The organism is Clostridium sp. HCS.1 (genome assembly GCF_047900555.1).
GTDB lineage: Bacteria > Bacillota > Clostridia > Clostridiales > Clostridiaceae > Clostridium.
On record NZ_CP170704.1, the window covers coordinates 2,203,791 to 2,219,349 of the forward strand.

12 protein-coding genes are annotated in these 15,559 nt (G+C 27.9%); 1 reads left to right on the forward strand and 11 read right to left on the reverse strand.

What is annotated here, in order from left to right; genetic code table 11:
- Window positions 1-7: 7 nt before the first annotated feature.
- Window positions 8-589 (reverse strand): 50S ribosomal protein L25, encoded by a 582-nt coding sequence (locus ACFYH6_RS10485; protein ID WP_416178583.1) that lies wholly within the window; start codon window positions 587-589, stop codon window positions 8-10.
- 203 nt (window positions 590-792) lie between these two features.
- On the opposite strand from ACFYH6_RS10485, the gene ACFYH6_RS10490 reads away from it, so the two are divergent.
- Entirely contained in the window at window positions 793-2,256 is a 1,464-nt protein-coding gene (locus ACFYH6_RS10490; protein ID WP_316342411.1) for an aminotransferase class I/II-fold pyridoxal phosphate-dependent enzyme, read from the forward strand.
- 23 nt (window positions 2,257-2,279) lie between these two features.
- Here ACFYH6_RS10490 and ACFYH6_RS10495 read toward each other — a convergent pair whose 3' ends face one another.
- The 10 genes from ACFYH6_RS10495 to pheS all read right to left on the reverse strand — a co-directional run bounded on the left by ACFYH6_RS10495 (window position 2,280) and on the right by pheS (window position 15,492).
- Window positions 2,280-3,404: a M15 family metallopeptidase gene (locus tag ACFYH6_RS10495; protein WP_316342410.1), complete on the reverse strand. Its 1,125-nt coding sequence runs from the start codon at window positions 3,402-3,404 to the stop codon at window positions 2,280-2,282.
- A 40-nt stretch (window positions 3,405-3,444) separates the two neighbouring features.
- Window positions 3,445-4,473: a hypothetical protein gene (locus ACFYH6_RS10500; RefSeq protein ID WP_316342409.1), complete on the reverse strand. Its 1,029-nt coding sequence runs from the start codon at window positions 4,471-4,473 to the stop codon at window positions 3,445-3,447.
- Window positions 4,460-4,924, reverse strand: coding sequence for a DUF523 domain-containing protein (locus ACFYH6_RS10505; protein WP_316342408.1), 465 nt, complete (start codon window positions 4,922-4,924; stop codon window positions 4,460-4,462). Before ACFYH6_RS10505 ends, ACFYH6_RS10500 begins: the two co-directional genes overlap by 14 nt.
- Window positions 4,925-5,005: 81 nt before the next feature.
- Entirely contained in the window at window positions 5,006-7,363 is a 2,358-nt protein-coding gene (locus tag ACFYH6_RS10510; protein ID WP_416178584.1) for an endonuclease MutS2, read from the reverse strand.
- A 15-nt stretch (window positions 7,364-7,378) separates the two neighbouring features.
- Window positions 7,379-7,735, reverse strand: a complete 357-nt coding sequence (locus ACFYH6_RS10515) for a hypothetical protein (RefSeq protein WP_416178585.1) — start codon at window positions 7,733-7,735, stop codon at window positions 7,379-7,381.
- A 4-nt stretch (window positions 7,736-7,739) separates the two neighbouring features.
- Window positions 7,740-10,091 carry a DUF3656 domain-containing U32 family peptidase gene (locus tag ACFYH6_RS10520; RefSeq protein ID WP_416178586.1) on the reverse strand — a complete coding sequence of 784 codons (2,352 nt, stop codon included), beginning with the start codon at window positions 10,089-10,091 and terminating at the stop codon, window positions 7,740-7,742.
- A gap of 143 nt (window positions 10,092-10,234) precedes the next feature.
- Window positions 10,235-10,885, reverse strand: a complete 651-nt coding sequence (gene zapA, locus ACFYH6_RS10525) for a cell division protein ZapA (RefSeq protein ID WP_316342404.1) — start codon at window positions 10,883-10,885, stop codon at window positions 10,235-10,237.
- Window positions 10,886-11,113: 228 nt separating this feature from the next.
- On the reverse strand, window positions 11,114-11,923 hold the full coding sequence (locus tag ACFYH6_RS10530; protein WP_316343030.1) for a DUF368 domain-containing protein: 810 nt from the start codon (window positions 11,921-11,923) through the stop codon (window positions 11,114-11,116).
- 154 nt (window positions 11,924-12,077) lie between these two features.
- Window positions 12,078-14,453, reverse strand: a complete 2,376-nt coding sequence (gene pheT, locus ACFYH6_RS10535; RefSeq protein WP_416178587.1) for a phenylalanine--tRNA ligase subunit beta — start codon at window positions 14,451-14,453, stop codon at window positions 12,078-12,080.
- A gap of 19 nt (window positions 14,454-14,472) precedes the next feature.
- The gene (pheS, locus tag ACFYH6_RS10540; RefSeq protein ID WP_291708399.1) at window positions 14,473-15,492 is read right to left on the reverse strand and encodes a phenylalanine--tRNA ligase subunit alpha; all 1,020 of its coding nucleotides are present in this window, start codon (window positions 15,490-15,492) and stop codon (window positions 14,473-14,475) included.
- Between the last annotated feature and the right edge of the window lie 67 nt (window positions 15,493-15,559).

Here is a 15,559-nt window from a genome sequence, read left to right on the forward strand (position 1 = left end):
TTTCGTATTATTCTTGTGTAATTTCCATATCATCACTTACAGTTTTTCTCTCGTATGTAACTGCTGCAATTACAGTATTTAAATCATCAATAATTGATAATTCTGAGGCTACTTCTAAATCTCCTGCTCTATATACGTATCCATTATTGCTTCCATTAATATTTATTTTTATATATTTTGGTAAATTATCTGCAGTACATTCAACTTTTATGGAGTCTTTTTCTTTTTGAAGTACCATACCTTTCTTATTTAAAAGTCCTTCACCTTCATAATATATAGGGACTGTTGAAATTATTTTCTTATTTTCATCTAATTCTTCTAAATCTAAATGAATTATTTTATGCGTTACAGGATCTCTTTGAACATCTTTTATTAATCCTTGATAATCTTTTCCATTTAAATCAAAACTTATAACTCCATGTTCTCCATTTTTTGATATTTCTCTACATAATTCCAATTCTCCAACTTCAAACATAATTTCATTTATTTTTTTTCCATATAAAATTCCTGGAACTTTGCCTTCTCTTCTTAATTTTTTTGCGTTGTTAGGTATACTCTCATCTCTTTTATTTAAATTTAGACTATTCACAAATAACTCCTCCTATTATTTAACTTTTCTTCAGATATTCTTATCATTTTTCATTATTTTTATTCAAAATTTGCTAATTTACTATTTATTTAATAATTGAAAGGTTTATATTGCATAGTTATAATTATTAAAATATAATATTTATGTTTGTATAAAACTATATAAATAAAATTAATACTATTCTTAAGAAAGAGGGTGCTTTTGTGTATAATATGAATCAAAATGAAACTCCACTATTTAATGCTTTAATGGAATATGTAAATAGAGAAACTCTACCCTTTCATGTCCCAGGACACAAAAAAGGAGTAGGAGTTGATAATGAATTTAGAAATTTTATTGGAGATAACCCGTTTAAAATAGATGTTACTGTATTTAAATTAGTAGATAGCTTACACCATCCTACTGGTCCCATAAAAAAAGCTCAAGAATTAGCTGCAGATGCCTATGGAGCAGATGCTACATTTTTCTCAATCCATGGAACATCTGGTGCAATACAAGCTATGATATTATCAGTTGTAAATGATGGCGATAAAATTATAGTTCCAAGAAATGTACATAAATCAGTTACTTCTGGAATAATCCTTAGTGGTGCATCACCTGTATTTATGGAACCAGAAATCGATAAAAAACTAGGAATTGCTCATGGTGTTACACCTGAAACTGTTGCAAAAACATTAGAAGATAATCCTGATGCTAAAGCAGTATTAATTATTAACCCTACCTATTATGGAGTTGCTACAGATATAAAGAAAATCGCAGATATAGTTCATAGTTATAATATACCTTTAATAGTAGATGAAGCACATGGACCTCACTTAGGATTTTCAGAAAAACTACCAATGTCAGCACTTGAAGCAGGTGCAGATATTTGTGCTCAAAGTACTCATAAAATCATTGGTGCATTAACTCAAGGATCTTTATTACATGTTAAAAGTAAATATGTAAGTCCTAAGAGAGTACAACAAATATTAAATTTACTACATACAACTTCACCATCATATATCTTAATGGCTTCTTTAGATTGTGCTAGAAGACAAATTGCCTTAGAAGGAAAAGAATTACTTGATAAAGCTATTGAGTTATGCAAATATACAAGAAATGAAATAAATAAAATTCCTGGATTTTATTGTTTTGGAGAAGAAGTGCTTGGGAAACCTGGTTCATATGCTTTTGATCCTACTAAACTTACAATTTCATCTAGAGACCTTGGAATAACAGGCTTTGAACTAGATATGATTCTTGCTGATAAATATCATATACAAATGGAATTATCAGACTTCTATAACGTTTTAGCTGTTGGTTCATTTGGAGATACTAGAGAGGGAATGGATAAATTAATATCAGCTTTAAAATCTATATCTGAAGAATACTACGGAAAAAGAAAGCCTATTCAAGACTTTTTAGATATACCTAATATTCCTAAAAAAATATTAGAACCAAGAGAAGCATTTTATAGCGATAAAGTTTCTATCTCTATAAATGAAAGTATTGGAGAAATATCTGGAGAATTCTTATTAGCATATCCTCCTGGCATACCTGTTCTTTGCCCTGGAGAAATAATAACAAAAGAAGTTGTAGATTATGTTCATGATTTAAAAAGAGCTAATTTATATGTTCAAGGAACAGAAGATTCAACTATTGAAAATATTAAAATAGTAAAAAAATAAAGAAGCTGCCTAGGCAGCTTCTTTTATAATCCTAAATATTCTTCTAATGTTAAATCATTATTCTCAAAATTTTTGCTATGCTCAACACCAATATATCTAAAATGCCAAGACTCATGCATATATCCCGTAACCCATTCCTTGCCTTCAGGATATCTTAAAATAAATCCATATTTTGTGCAATTTTTCTTAAGCCATTCTGCTTCTTCAGTGTATTTGAAATCTTCCTCTGCCCATAGAGATCTATCTACTCCACCTATATCAAAAGCCAGTCCAGTTTGATGTTCACTAAAGCCAGGCTTTGCAGAAAATGTATCTGTAGGGTCTTGTCCATAATTTGCGACATAATTATTATAGAGTCTATTTTGACTCCAATAACTTCTATAAGTTGAAAAGGCATTTAAGTATATGCCTTCTTTTTGAGCATCACTTTTCATTTCTTCAAAGGCAGCTCTTGCTTCAGTACTTTCCCCTGGAAGAAATGTATCTGGCAATCCATACTCTTTATTAACTATCAATATTCCGTTTATGTATTTAGCCTCTCTTAAACTAGCATTTTCATTAGATTTTTCTTCGTAAGTTTCATTTATTCTTCTAGCATTAGCTTTTTTCTTCGTTTCATTAATATATTGACTTAATTCATCTAGCTTTTCTTTAGCTAAATTATACTTTTTATCTTCAAATAAATTACTAAAATCATTAATATATTGATTTACTTCTTCTTTTTCGCTATCAATAAAATTATTAAAATCTGTATCGTTAATATTATTAAAGTATTCTTCTAATTCTCTTTCATTTAAAGCACTTAAATCATTAATCTTAGATTTTAATTCTAAAATTTTATTTTCCACCTCATCATCAAATTTATTTGATAATTTACTTTCAATGCTTTTAATTAATTCATTAATTTCACTTAACCTATCTTCATTGCCATATAAATTTGAATAGCTAATTTTTAAATTTTTAAAATCATTTATATACTCTAAATTTTCATTAAATCTTTCACTAGCTTTTACCTCTCTTCTAATTAATGAAAAATATTGAATTTTTATTGGTATATATATAAAAGCCCATAAAACAACTAAAAATATAACTATCCTTATAAAATTAAACCTTGACTTTTTCTTAGTTTTTCTCGCCTTTTGTTTCAAATTTAAACCTCCAGTAATATACTTCTAATCAAATATCTTTTTACTGTCCTTTTAGAAGTACTTTAAGATTTTCTCTTAAGTTCTTATCTAATGAATATTCACTTAAATAGTATAACTTACTATTTATATCGTCGTCATTTTTATCTAATGCAAAGTGTGTTACTGCAGCATCTATACTTAATTTATCATCTATTTTATTTAAAGTTATAACCTTTGGATCACTTTCCTCTAATATCATTATCTCCTCTAGGTTAATTGTGGCTTTATTCATGGCAATAGCTTTTAAGAACTTTAAATGACCTTGAGTAAATTTTTCAGCTGCATTAATTAAATGATTTAATGTTCTATAAGCATATTCTATTTCTCCATTTTTAACAAAACTCTTATAGAAGTGTTGTATTAATCCAATAACTTGATTATTACCTTTTATTTGAGACATAAATCCTAAAATTGTAATTTTATTTTCATCATTAAAAGCCATTAAATTATTCATTATCCAACTTACTATCTCATCAGTTTCAACGCCTTCACTTGCTAGCTTACATAATAAATTTGTAGTTTTTAAATTTAACTTAGTATTTTTTTGAGATAGTCTTTCTAAAACAGGAACTGCATCTTTCTTAAAGCTATATATTATCATTAAAATTGAATTTTCAACTGCTACTGACCATTCTTGATCATCAATATACTTGTTTATATATCTAGTAGGTCTATGCATTTTACCATTTAAAAACTTTGGAATTTCTTTAATATTCTCTTTTCCAATTTTCATAGCTGAATCATAAGCTGAACTCTTTACATCCTCAAAATTATCATACAAATCTATTATTCTTAATATTTCAGTTGATATAAGCTCATCAATTTCTTCTTGAGTAAGCTTAACTTCTTCTTCAATATTTTCTTCTTTTTCTTCAAATATACCTTCTATTTCTTTTTCTAAATCACTTAAATCCAATTTAATTTCTTTATAATTATCTTCATTATTATCATCTATTACATTATCATTATCCATTACATCATCATAATTACCATTTTGCTTTACTTTTCTTAAAAAATTAAAAATCCCCATTTTTCTTACCTCCAAAGTCAAGTTCACTTATAACATTTATCCCATTTTCCTCTAAAACGGTAGCAGTTACCCCTTTTCCATAAACTTTTTTACCAGTGAAACTACCATCATAAATATAGTTTACTCCACAAGATGGGCTACCTTCTTTTAATATTGCAGTTTTAACCTTGCTTAACTTCGCTATATGTAAAGTTTCCATTGCACCCTTAATAAAAGCTTTAGTTACATCTATATCATCCTTAGTAATAACCTTATCATTTTCATAAATTACTCCCTTTGCTGTACCATTTATCTCCGCAGGTGTTCTAGGTGTTGAAAGTCCACCTAATTGCTCAGGGCAAACTAAAATAGCTTTTCCTTCTTCTAAAAGCTTTAAGCAACTTTCATTTAGATTATTACTACCACTATATTTGCAATTGACACCACATAAGCAACTACTAATAAGATACATATTGACACCTCTTTTCATACATTATTATATCATAAAAAGAGACCCGAAAAAACGAGTCTCCTTATTTTAATTTTATTTTAATTATTTTAGTATTACTATAGTAACACCATCTCCACCTTCACCATATTCACCAAGTCTATAGCTTTTTACATGTGGATGTCTTTTAAGCATATCATTAATTGCTTTTCTTAAAACTCCCGTTCCCTTACCATGAACAATAGTAACTTCTCCTAAATTAGACATATAAGCTTCATCCAAATACTTATCTACTTTATAGCATGCTTCTTCTGAATCCATTCCTCTTAAATCTACTCTACTATCTACAGATTTTAAATTTAAATTCAATTCTCTTTTCTTTTTTTCTTTTTTAGTATTTGTATTTTTTACTTTTCTTAAATCCTTAAGTTTAACGTTTATCTTCATTATTCCAGCCTCTACTTGAACATCGCCTCTAGAATCAGGCATTGAAATAATTATTACATTTTGATTTAATGATGGTAAATAAGCATCCATTCCTAATGTAACCTTATCTATAACTTCACCATTATTTTCTCTTTCCTTAATTAATGAAGCTTCCTTATTTTCTAAACTATCCTTAAGTTTTTTTCTTTCTTCTTCAAGTCTAGCTCTACCACCTTGAGATATACCTAACTTTTCTAATTCTCTCATGGCCTTTAATATTTCATCTGCTTCATCCTTAGCTTTTGAAATTATATTCTTTGCCTCGTATCTTGCTTCACTATAAGCCTTATCTCTTATTTCATCTAATCTTTTAAGCTTTTCATCATATTTCTTTTTAAGTTCATCTGCTTCATTTTTCAACTTTTTAGCTTCTCTTGCATCTCTATTAGCTATAATGCTTTTTTCTTGTAAATCCCTAATTAAATCTTCAAATTGTAGATTTTCTGAAGATATATTTTGTCTAGCTTTAGATATTACATCTTCCCTTAATCCTAATCTCTTTGATATTTCAAAAGCATTAGATTTACCTGGAATACCTATTAATAATCTATAAGTTGGTTTTAAAGTTTCCACATCAAATTCTACAGAAGCATTTTCTATACCTGAAGTTCTTAAAGCATACCCCTTTAACTCACTATAATGAGTTGTTGCAATAATTCTTGCTCCTTGTTCCCTTAAGGTTTCCAATATAGCAATAGCCAGTGCAGCACCTTCTGTAGGATCAGTACCAGAACCAATTTCATCAAATAGAACTAAAGAGTTATCATCAGCACTCTCCATTATCTTAACTATACTTGTCATGTGAGAAGAAAATGTTGATAATGATTGCTCTATACTCTGCTCATCTCCTATATCTGCAAAAATGCTTTTGAAAAAGCTTACACTAGAATTATCTCTAGCTGGAATTAAAAGCCCACTTAATGCCATCAAGTGTAATAATCCTACAGTTTTTAATGTAACAGTTTTACCACCTGTATTTGGTCCTGTTATCATTAAGGTACTGAATTCTTTACCTAAATATATATCTGAGGGAACTACAAATTTAGGGTCAATAAGAGGATGCCTTCCTTGAATTATATCGAAGCTTTTATCCTCATTTACATCTGGGCATATTGCATTTAAACTTGATCCATATTTACCTTTTGCAAAAATAAAATCTAATTCTGTAAGTATATTAAAATTACTCTCAACAGTTTCTATTACATCAAAAACCCTGTTTGATAAGTCCATTAATATTCTTTCTATTTCTGCTTTTTCTTTAAGCTTAAGCTCTTTTATTTCATTGTTTAAATTAACAAGGCTCATTGGTTCTATAAAAAGAGTAGCTCCAGTAGAACTTTGATCATGTACAAGCCCAGGGACTGCACTTTTATATTCTGCTTTTACAGGTAATACATATCTATCTCCTCTCATGGTATATAGAGAGTCTTGTAGATATTTAGCATTTGATCTTACTATTGAATTAATTTTATCTCTTACTGATGAATTCTTTTCCTTTAAATTTCTTCTAATTGAACTTAAAGTACTACTTGCTTTATCACTGATTTCCTCTTCTGATATTATTGATAACTCAATAATATCTTCTAATTGTTTTACAGGTGTTAGAATATAGGCAAGATCTTCTAAAATTAAATGAGGCGTTTCATCATCTCTTCTAGATATATAATCCTTAAATCTTCTTGAACATTTAAGCATGCCACCTATTTTTAATAATTGTCCTGCAGATAATATCCCACCTTTTTTTGCTCTTTCAACACCTTCTTTTACGTCATGTAAGCCTTCAAAAGGAGGATTTCCTTTTGTAATTAAAAGATCTAGTGCTTCATCTGTTTCCTTTAACTTTCTTTTTACTTCATAAACTGTTTCGTAAGGTTCTAATTTATCAATAATCTCTTTACTGCTAGTAGTTATAGCATATTCTTTTAATCTATCTTTAATCTTATTAAATTCTAATACTTTAAGGGTTCTTTCTTGCATATTCTCTCCTTTTTGTTATTTACTAATTTTATTAAGTAAATTACTAATACTTTTATTAAAGCTTTTATAATTATAAATTCCTGATATAATGGCAATAAAACTATATAAAATACTTAAGCACAAAAATGTTCCTAATATAATCTTATTATTAGTATCAATGAATATTGATAAAAAGCATAATGTAATTCCTATAGCTACTATAAGAATTTCCTTTTTCCAAAATCCATTTAATAAAGTGATACATTCTATTTTAGCTTTATGCCCTAGCTCTATTACTGGTTTATAGCATTTATATTTTTTTGTTGAAAATATAAATATAAAATTTATTACTATAGTAGCAATAATAAAAATAATACTTATTAATAAACTCATATATCTATTCTATTCCTCTTCTATAATGACCTTTAGTATATTCTTTAGAATTTATTAACTCTTCACCCTTAATCATTCTTAAAATCTTTTTAACTTCTTCATAATTTTCATCTCTAAATTCAACTCTAAATGAGTTAATTCCAAGACTACTTAAATCTTCTTTTTCGTCTATAAGATTTATTGGTTTTGGATTTAATATATAACTTCTACAAAATATATCTGTCATTACTCTAAATTTTTCCTTCATTCTATCAACTAAAGTAAACTTATCCCTAGAGCAAGCTATATTGCACTCTTTACAAGCAGACTTTTCTCCAAAGGTACTTCCAATAGGACAATATTCGCTTATCATAAGCTCAGTTTTACCATAAATAATTCCTTGAGCATTACCAGTGTTATTTTTTAGTAAAGATTTTATTTCTTTTCTATTTAATTCAAGACTAAGGGTTGGAATAGCTAATTCTTTTTGATAAAACTTTAAAGCCTCAGAATTTATTATATTAAGCTTATAGTCACCAATTATATTAAGCTCTTTTTGATACTTTCTTATAATACCAACATTAACTGTAACTATTCCTTTTATATTATTCTTAACTTTTTCAATTATATTAACAACACTATTAAATTCACTCTTTATTATATTAGGCACTTTTAAATATATGTTTAATCCATCAATATTAGCTATATTTTTTATGTCAGTAACCTTCAAAGCATCTTTATCTCTATTAAATACATCAATAGCAATATCTTTAATTCCTTCATCTAAAAGAGCTTTTAATTGTTCTTTAGTTACGCATTGATACAATATATCTAAATCTATAGATTTATTAATTTCTTCATTTATTTTTATGTTTTTTTCTGGTCTTCTTCTTCTAAAAGATTTAGTTATAGCCTTTTGAAGTCCCTCTAAAGCATCTCTTCTTAAACTATTTAAATCACTTACCTTTAAAAATCCATCTTCAAAGTCAATAAACTCAACCTCTTCAATCTTAAAAGCACTTTCAGAAGATTTAATTAATGACTCAATTATTCTTTCCTTACTTAGAGGTTTCTTTTCTGCTTTTTCTACTTTTTCTCCTAAAAATACATATTCTTTATCTTGGTAATTAATAATTAACTTTATAGGTTCGGATACTTTAAAGCTAACTTCTGCCTTAATGTTAATCTTTCTATTAAAAGGGATTAATGAGTCTTCTAAGGAGTCAAAAAGCATTTTATCTGAAGATTTAAAGATTTCATCACCAATTTTATATGCAGTTGGAAATATCTTAACTCTTTCTCCTCTACTTGCTTCTTTTACTTCTTTTCCATTTTTTATAATCTTATTAATATTATATCCAGTTTCTCTAAATCTGAAGCCATCGCCTATATTAATATTCTCTTTTAATAATATCTCACCATTTTTTTCAATTCTACCTAAAGGTAAACCAGTATTTCTTGGACTATTAAAGCTCATCATATCCTTACCTAAGTTTTTATGTAAATAGGCAGTTGAGAATCCTCCTCTATTAAATAATTGTAATAATTCTCTCTTTCCTTTAGCAACATTATATTCAGTCTTATATAATTCTTTTTCCACTGCCTTTTTGTAATTATCAACTACACCAGCTACATATTCTGGTCTTTTCATTCTACCTTCGATCTTTAGTGAATATGTCCCTGAATTTATAATATCTCCAATACTTTCAATTGTACAGGTATCTTTAGGGCTTAATAAATATGCCTTCTTTTCGCCTGAATTTTCACCTTTTAAAGTATACTCCATTCTACAAGGCTGCGCACATCTTCCTCTATTTCCACTTCTTCCACCAATCATAGAACTCATTAGACACTGTCCTGAATAAGATACACATAAAGCTCCATGTACAAATACCTCCGTTTCTATGCCCAAATCTGTAGAAATATATTTAATTTCATCTAAGGATAATTCCCTAGATAAAACTATTCTATGAAATCCCTTTTCCTTGAAAAACAAAGCACCTTCACCATTATGTATTGTCATTTGAGTTGATGCATGAATTTCAAAATCAGGATAGTCTTCTTTTACTCTTTTAAACAAGCCTAAATCTTGTATAATTATAGCATCTACTCCTATTTCATATAAAAAGCCAACATACCTTACAGCTTCTTCAATTTCATTTTCTTTTAAAATAGTATTTAATGTTACATAAACTTTAGCCCCATAGCTATGTGCATAATCTACTGCTTTTATCATATTATCATTATCAAAATTAGAGGCATATGCCCTTGCTGAAAACTTATTACCACCTAAATAGATAGCATCTGCTCCCTTATTCATAGCTGCAATAAGGCTTTCCATGCTCCCAGCTGGAGCTAAAATTTCAACTTTTTTCATAAATACTTCTCCTAAACTTTAGTATAGTAATCTAAAAACTTTATTATAATATATAACATAATTATAGATTTTTTTCTATGGTATAATTAGATAACTGTAATAAATATACAATAAGTTTATATTACAATTTATTTCTTATAAATTTACTTTAAAAGTAAATTTCCTTTCTTTTTTTCTACAGCAAGTTCAACTTGAGAATCCATTAATTTCTTTTCTAAATCCAATACCTTATACTTTAAATTTTGTAATTGAAATTTAGTGTCTTTATTTATCCTCTTAAGATTTTCCCTTTGAGATTTAATTTTTTTATAGTCCTCTTCCATTATTTTATATTCTTCACTTAATTTTATAAATTTTTCTTTATATTCATCTTCAGCTTCTTTTAATAAAGTATTATTTCTAACTTCTTCAAGCTCTTTATAATAATTTTCAATTTCTTCTTTAAGAACTATATTTTCACTTTTTATATCTTCTATAACTTTCTTTAGCACTTCAATATTTTCTGTTTCGTCCCTTAGTTCTTTTAGACGCTCTTTAAGAGTAGTATTTCTCTCTTCTAATGAAGTATTTTTCTTCATTAATGATTCTACTTCTTCATCAGCCTTAAATAATTCATCTGCTATATTTAAAGCAACTAAGGTTGCCCCTGCAGTAGTGCTTAACTTTCTATTGCTTGCCATAATATCCTTAACTTTTCCATCTACATACTTAGCTATTTCTGCTAAATATTCTTCACTTTCTCTTCCTCTTAAATTATAATCCATTCCATTTATATTTATAGTAACTGTACTCATAACACACCTCATTAACATAATAATTAGTTACTTTAATTTTATCATAAATATACCATAGTATGTATAAGAAAATATAATCTAATTATAAATCTAATAAAAAAAAGAGATAAATACTATATTATTCCATTCAAATCATTTTAATATAGTATTTATCTACTTATAATTTAATATAATAATTTCTAATTTATTTCATATAATAATTATTTTATAAATTAAAGCTTTTAATATTTAATTTTCATTTTTACCTATAAAGTAAGCTACTAAAAATCCTAAAATAAGTGTTAGTATAGATACTATACCCATTATTCCAAATGTAAAACCTGGATATATAACAAATACTGAACCTATAACTAATCCTAATATAATACAATAAGCTGTTTGAGGATACTTATTAAATATTCTCTCTATTAACTTTGTCATTAATAAAAATCCAACAAGCACCCCTGTGCCAACCAATCCAATATTTATTAAATGAAAGCTTTTAACAGACTCTATAATTGGTTCATATAAACCAATTAATAGCAATACAAAAGAACCACTTATTCCTGGTAATATCATTGTTGCAGCTGCTATAAATCCTGCTACAAAAAATCCAATTGCATTAGGTTTAAAAATAGCACTTAAAAATGCAGCCTCTGGATTTACTTTTTCTAATATTCCTAAAGCTGCCACTATAGCAAACCCTAAAATTAAACCTGTAAGATTTCCACCTTTTATTCTTGTTTTCGTAGCTCTTTTATATAATAAAGGTACTGTTCCAATTATTAATCCAATAAAGAAAAAATTAGTTTGTTCATTATAATTTTTAATTAAATAATCAATTACATTAGTAAATAATAAAATTCCAATAGCTGCTCCAATAGCTAATATTCCTAAAAATAAAATATTCCTCTTTATATCTTTAAAAAAATTATTAACGGAATATATTATTTTATCGTATATTCCCATAACAACAGCCATAGTTCCACCACTAACTCCTGGAATAATATTAGAGACACCTATGACCATCCCTTTTAGTAAATCAATTATGTATTTCATATAATCTCCTTTAGCAATTGTAATTAAAATAATAGAGCCGTCGCAAATAACTAAAATTTAAAAATGTACAATATAATATTAATAAATATTATATTTTCATTATTTATTTTCTAATTTGCGACAGCACCATTTAATTTTTAATAAATTTAATTTTTTATCTTAATGTAGCTCCAAGCTTATATTCAAGACTTCTTAAAATCTTATCATGAACTTTGTTAACATCATTATCAGTTAAGGTCTTTCTTTCATCTCTATATGCTATTGCATATGCTATACTCTTCTTGCCTTCTGGTATTTGAGCTCCTTTGTAGATATCGAATAATTCTACCTTTTCTACTAAATTACCTCCAGCTTTTCTGATAGTTTCTTCAATTTCTTGAACTAAAACTTCGTCATTTACAAGTAATGCAATATCTCTAGTAACTGCTGGGAACTTAGGTAAAGCTTTATATTTTCTATCTATTTTAGCATATTCAAATAATAAATCTAAATTAAGTTCTGCTAAATAGCAATTTACATCTACTCCATAATTTTCTGAAAGATCTGGATGTACTTCTCCTAATACACCTACCTTAGTATTTCCTATCATTAAAGCTGCTGTCTTACCTGGATGATAACTTGGATTATTGCTTTCTCTAGTAAACATAACCTTGCTTAAGCCAAGAGTTTCTAGAGCATTTTCTATTATTCCCTTTAAGTCTAAATAATCACAATTTCCATACATACCTATAGTTAGGATATTTTTTTCAATTGGAAGCTCTGTTTCATCCTCTTTAGGGATATAAATTTTACCTATTTCAAATAATCTTGCATAGTCATTATTTCTTGAGTAATTTCTTCCTAAACATTCCATCATAGAATGAATAGTAGTAGTTCTCATTACAGAATAATCTTCACCTAATGGATTCTTGATTTTTATAACTTTTCTTAATTCACTATCCATTGGTAAATTAATTTTATCAAATACCTTAGGTGAAATAAATGAATAACTTATAGATTGATTTAATCCGCTAGCTACCATTGTTTTAACCATTAAATCTCTTAATAATTCACCTTTATATTTAGGTTCTCTACCTGTTGAAACACTGTATATTGTTGTAGGAATCTTATCATATCCATAAATTCTTGCAACTTCTTCAGCTATATCTTCTTTTATGGCTATATCAATTCTAAAAGTAGGTATTCTTATTTCTAAATTATCTCCATTTATTTCAGTTTTTAATTCTAATAAATCAAGATATTTTTTCATATCTTCTGCTGGAATATCTGTTCCTAAGAATTTATTTATCCATTTATAATCTACAGTAATATTTCCCTCTTCTTTTTTAGAGTTATATATATCTATAGTTCCTTCCATAACTTCGCCACAACCAAGCTCACATATTAATGCACAAGCTCTATTTATAGCTAATTCTGCAAGATTTGGATCTATATCTTTTTCGAATCTAGCTGAACTTTCACTTCTTAAGTTTAACTTCTTAGAATTCACTCTAATATTAGTTCCATCAAAGTTTGCAGCTTCAAATATAACTTCTGTAGTATCTTCTTGAATTTCTGAGTTTAATCCACCCATTATCCCAGCTAATCCTATAGATGTTTCATTGTCCTTTATACATAAAAATGATGAATCCAACTTTCTTTCAATTTCATCTAAAGTAACAAATAACTCATCATCTTTTGCTCTTTCAACAACTATTTTCCCACTTTTGATTTCTCTTGCATCAAAAGCATGCATAGGCTCACCAATTTCTAACATAACAAAGTTAGTAATATCAACTATATTATTTATAGGTCTAACCCCTGCTTCTAATAATCTTTCTTGCATCCAACCTGGTGAAGGCATAATCTTAACATTTTTAACACCTCTAGCCATATATCTTCTGCAAAGTGAATCTCTTACTTCTACAGTAATTTTATCATTTATATTTTCATTACTCTTTACTTCATAATTTAAATTTGGCATTTTATAAGTTGTTCCTAGAGTAGCTGCTGTTTCTCTAGCCATACCAACTATACTTAAGCAATCTGGTCTATTTGAAGTAATATCAAAATCTAATATTGATTTGTTAAGATTTAAATATTCCTTTATATCCATTCCAAGAGGAGCATCAGCTGGTAATATCATAAGACCATGTACTGGTTCATCTCCAGCTATTCCAAGTTCCTCTTCAGAACAAAACATACCATTAGATACTACACCTCTAAGTTTACCTTTTTTAATTTCACTTCCATCTGCTAAAATTGATTTGTGAAGTGCAACAGGAACTATATCTTGTTCCTTCATATTAGTTGCTGCTGTAACTATTTGTATTCTTTCTTTTCCAATATCAACTTGACAAACTTTTAATTTATCTGCATCTGGATGTGGTGTTATTTCTGTTATTTTACCTGTAACAATATTTTTAATTACATCACCTTGAGTAATTACCTCTTCTAAGGCTGAACCTGATAGAGTTAATCTATCACCAAGCTCTTTCGCATCTATATTTACATCAACATAATCTTTAAGCCAATTAAATGGTACTTTCATATCTTTTACCTCCTGTTAATTAAAATTGATTTAAGAATCTCATATCACTTTCATATAATAATCTGATGTCATCAATGCCATACTTAAGCATAACCATTCTATCTACACCAAATCCGAAGGCAAAACCACTATATACTTCAGGATCTATACCACAATTTCTAAGAACTTGTGGGTGAACCATTCCACATCCTAATAATTCTATCCAGCCGCTTCCCTTACAAACTCTACATCCCTTACCTTCACAAACGAAGCAAGTTGCATCCATTTCTGCTGAAGGTTCTGTAAACGGGAAATGATGAGGTCTAAATTTGGTCTTAACCTTATCTCCAAACATTTTCTTAGCAAAAAGTTCTAAAGTTCCTTTAAGATCTGCAAAAGTTACTCCCTTATCTATTACTAAGCCTTCCATTTGATAGAATATAGGTGAATGAGTTGCATCAACTGCATCTGATCTATACACCTTACCAGGTCCTATCATCTTTATAGGAGGTGCTTGATTTTCCATAACTCTTATTTGAACTGGTGAAGTTTGTGTTCTTAATACTAAATTATCATTTATATAAAATGTATCTTGTTCACTTCTTGCTGGATGATTCTTAGGTATATTTAAAGCTTCGAAATTATAATAATCTAGTTCTACTTCTGGACCTTCTTCTACTGTAAATCCCATAGATATAAATATATCCTTCATACTTTCTAAAGTTAAATCAAGAGGATGTCTCTTACCAATGATATTTTTCTTTCCTGGCATAGATATATCTATAACTTCAGAAGCTAGCTTATCATTTTTTTCTTTTTCCTTAATTGTATTAAGCTTTTCTTCTATCTTATCTTCTACTTCCTTTTTAACTTCATTAACAAGCTTTCCAACTACTGGTCTTTCTTCTTTAGATAATCCCCCCATACTTCTTAGTATAGTAGTAAGTTCTCCTTTTTTACCTAAATACTTTACTCTTATTTCTTCTAACTTTGAGCTACTATCTGCATTTGTTAATTCATTAAATGCACTTTCTTTAATAGACATTAACTTTTCTTGCATGTTCTTTCCTCCCTTATGATATAAATTAGAAAATATACTTTTCTAAATAACAAAAAAACTTCGCCCC

Excerpts from the sequence above, each read along its gene's own strand:
- pheS (WP_291708399.1), bottom strand. The coding sequence starts at position 15,492 with ATGCAAGAAAAGTTAATGTCTATTAAAGAAAGTGCATTTAATGAATTA.
- ACFYH6_RS10530 (WP_316343030.1), bottom strand. The coding sequence starts at position 11,923 with ATGAAATACATAATTGATTTACTAAAAGGGATGGTCATAGGTGTCTCT.
- ACFYH6_RS10520 (WP_416178586.1), bottom strand. The coding sequence starts at position 10,091 with ATGAAAAAAGTTGAAATTTTAGCTCCAGCTGGGAGCATGGAAAGCCTT.
- ACFYH6_RS10515 (WP_416178585.1), bottom strand. The coding sequence starts at position 7,735 with ATGAGTTTATTAATAAGTATTATTTTTATTATTGCTACTATAGTAATA.
- ACFYH6_RS10500 (WP_316342409.1), bottom strand. The coding sequence starts at position 4,473 with ATGGGGATTTTTAATTTTTTAAGAAAAGTAAAGCAAAATGGTAATTAT.
- pheT (WP_416178587.1), bottom strand. The coding sequence starts at position 14,453 with ATGAAAGTACCATTTAATTGGCTTAAAGATTATGTTGATGTAAATATA.
- zapA (WP_316342404.1), bottom strand. The coding sequence starts at position 10,885 with ATGAGTACAGTTACTATAAATATAAATGGAATGGATTATAATTTAAGA.
- ACFYH6_RS10510 (WP_416178584.1), bottom strand. The coding sequence starts at position 7,363 with ATGCAAGAAAGAACCCTTAAAGTATTAGAATTTAATAAGATTAAAGAT.
- ACFYH6_RS10505 (WP_316342408.1), bottom strand. The coding sequence starts at position 4,924 with ATGTATCTTATTAGTAGTTGCTTATGTGGTGTCAATTGCAAATATAGT.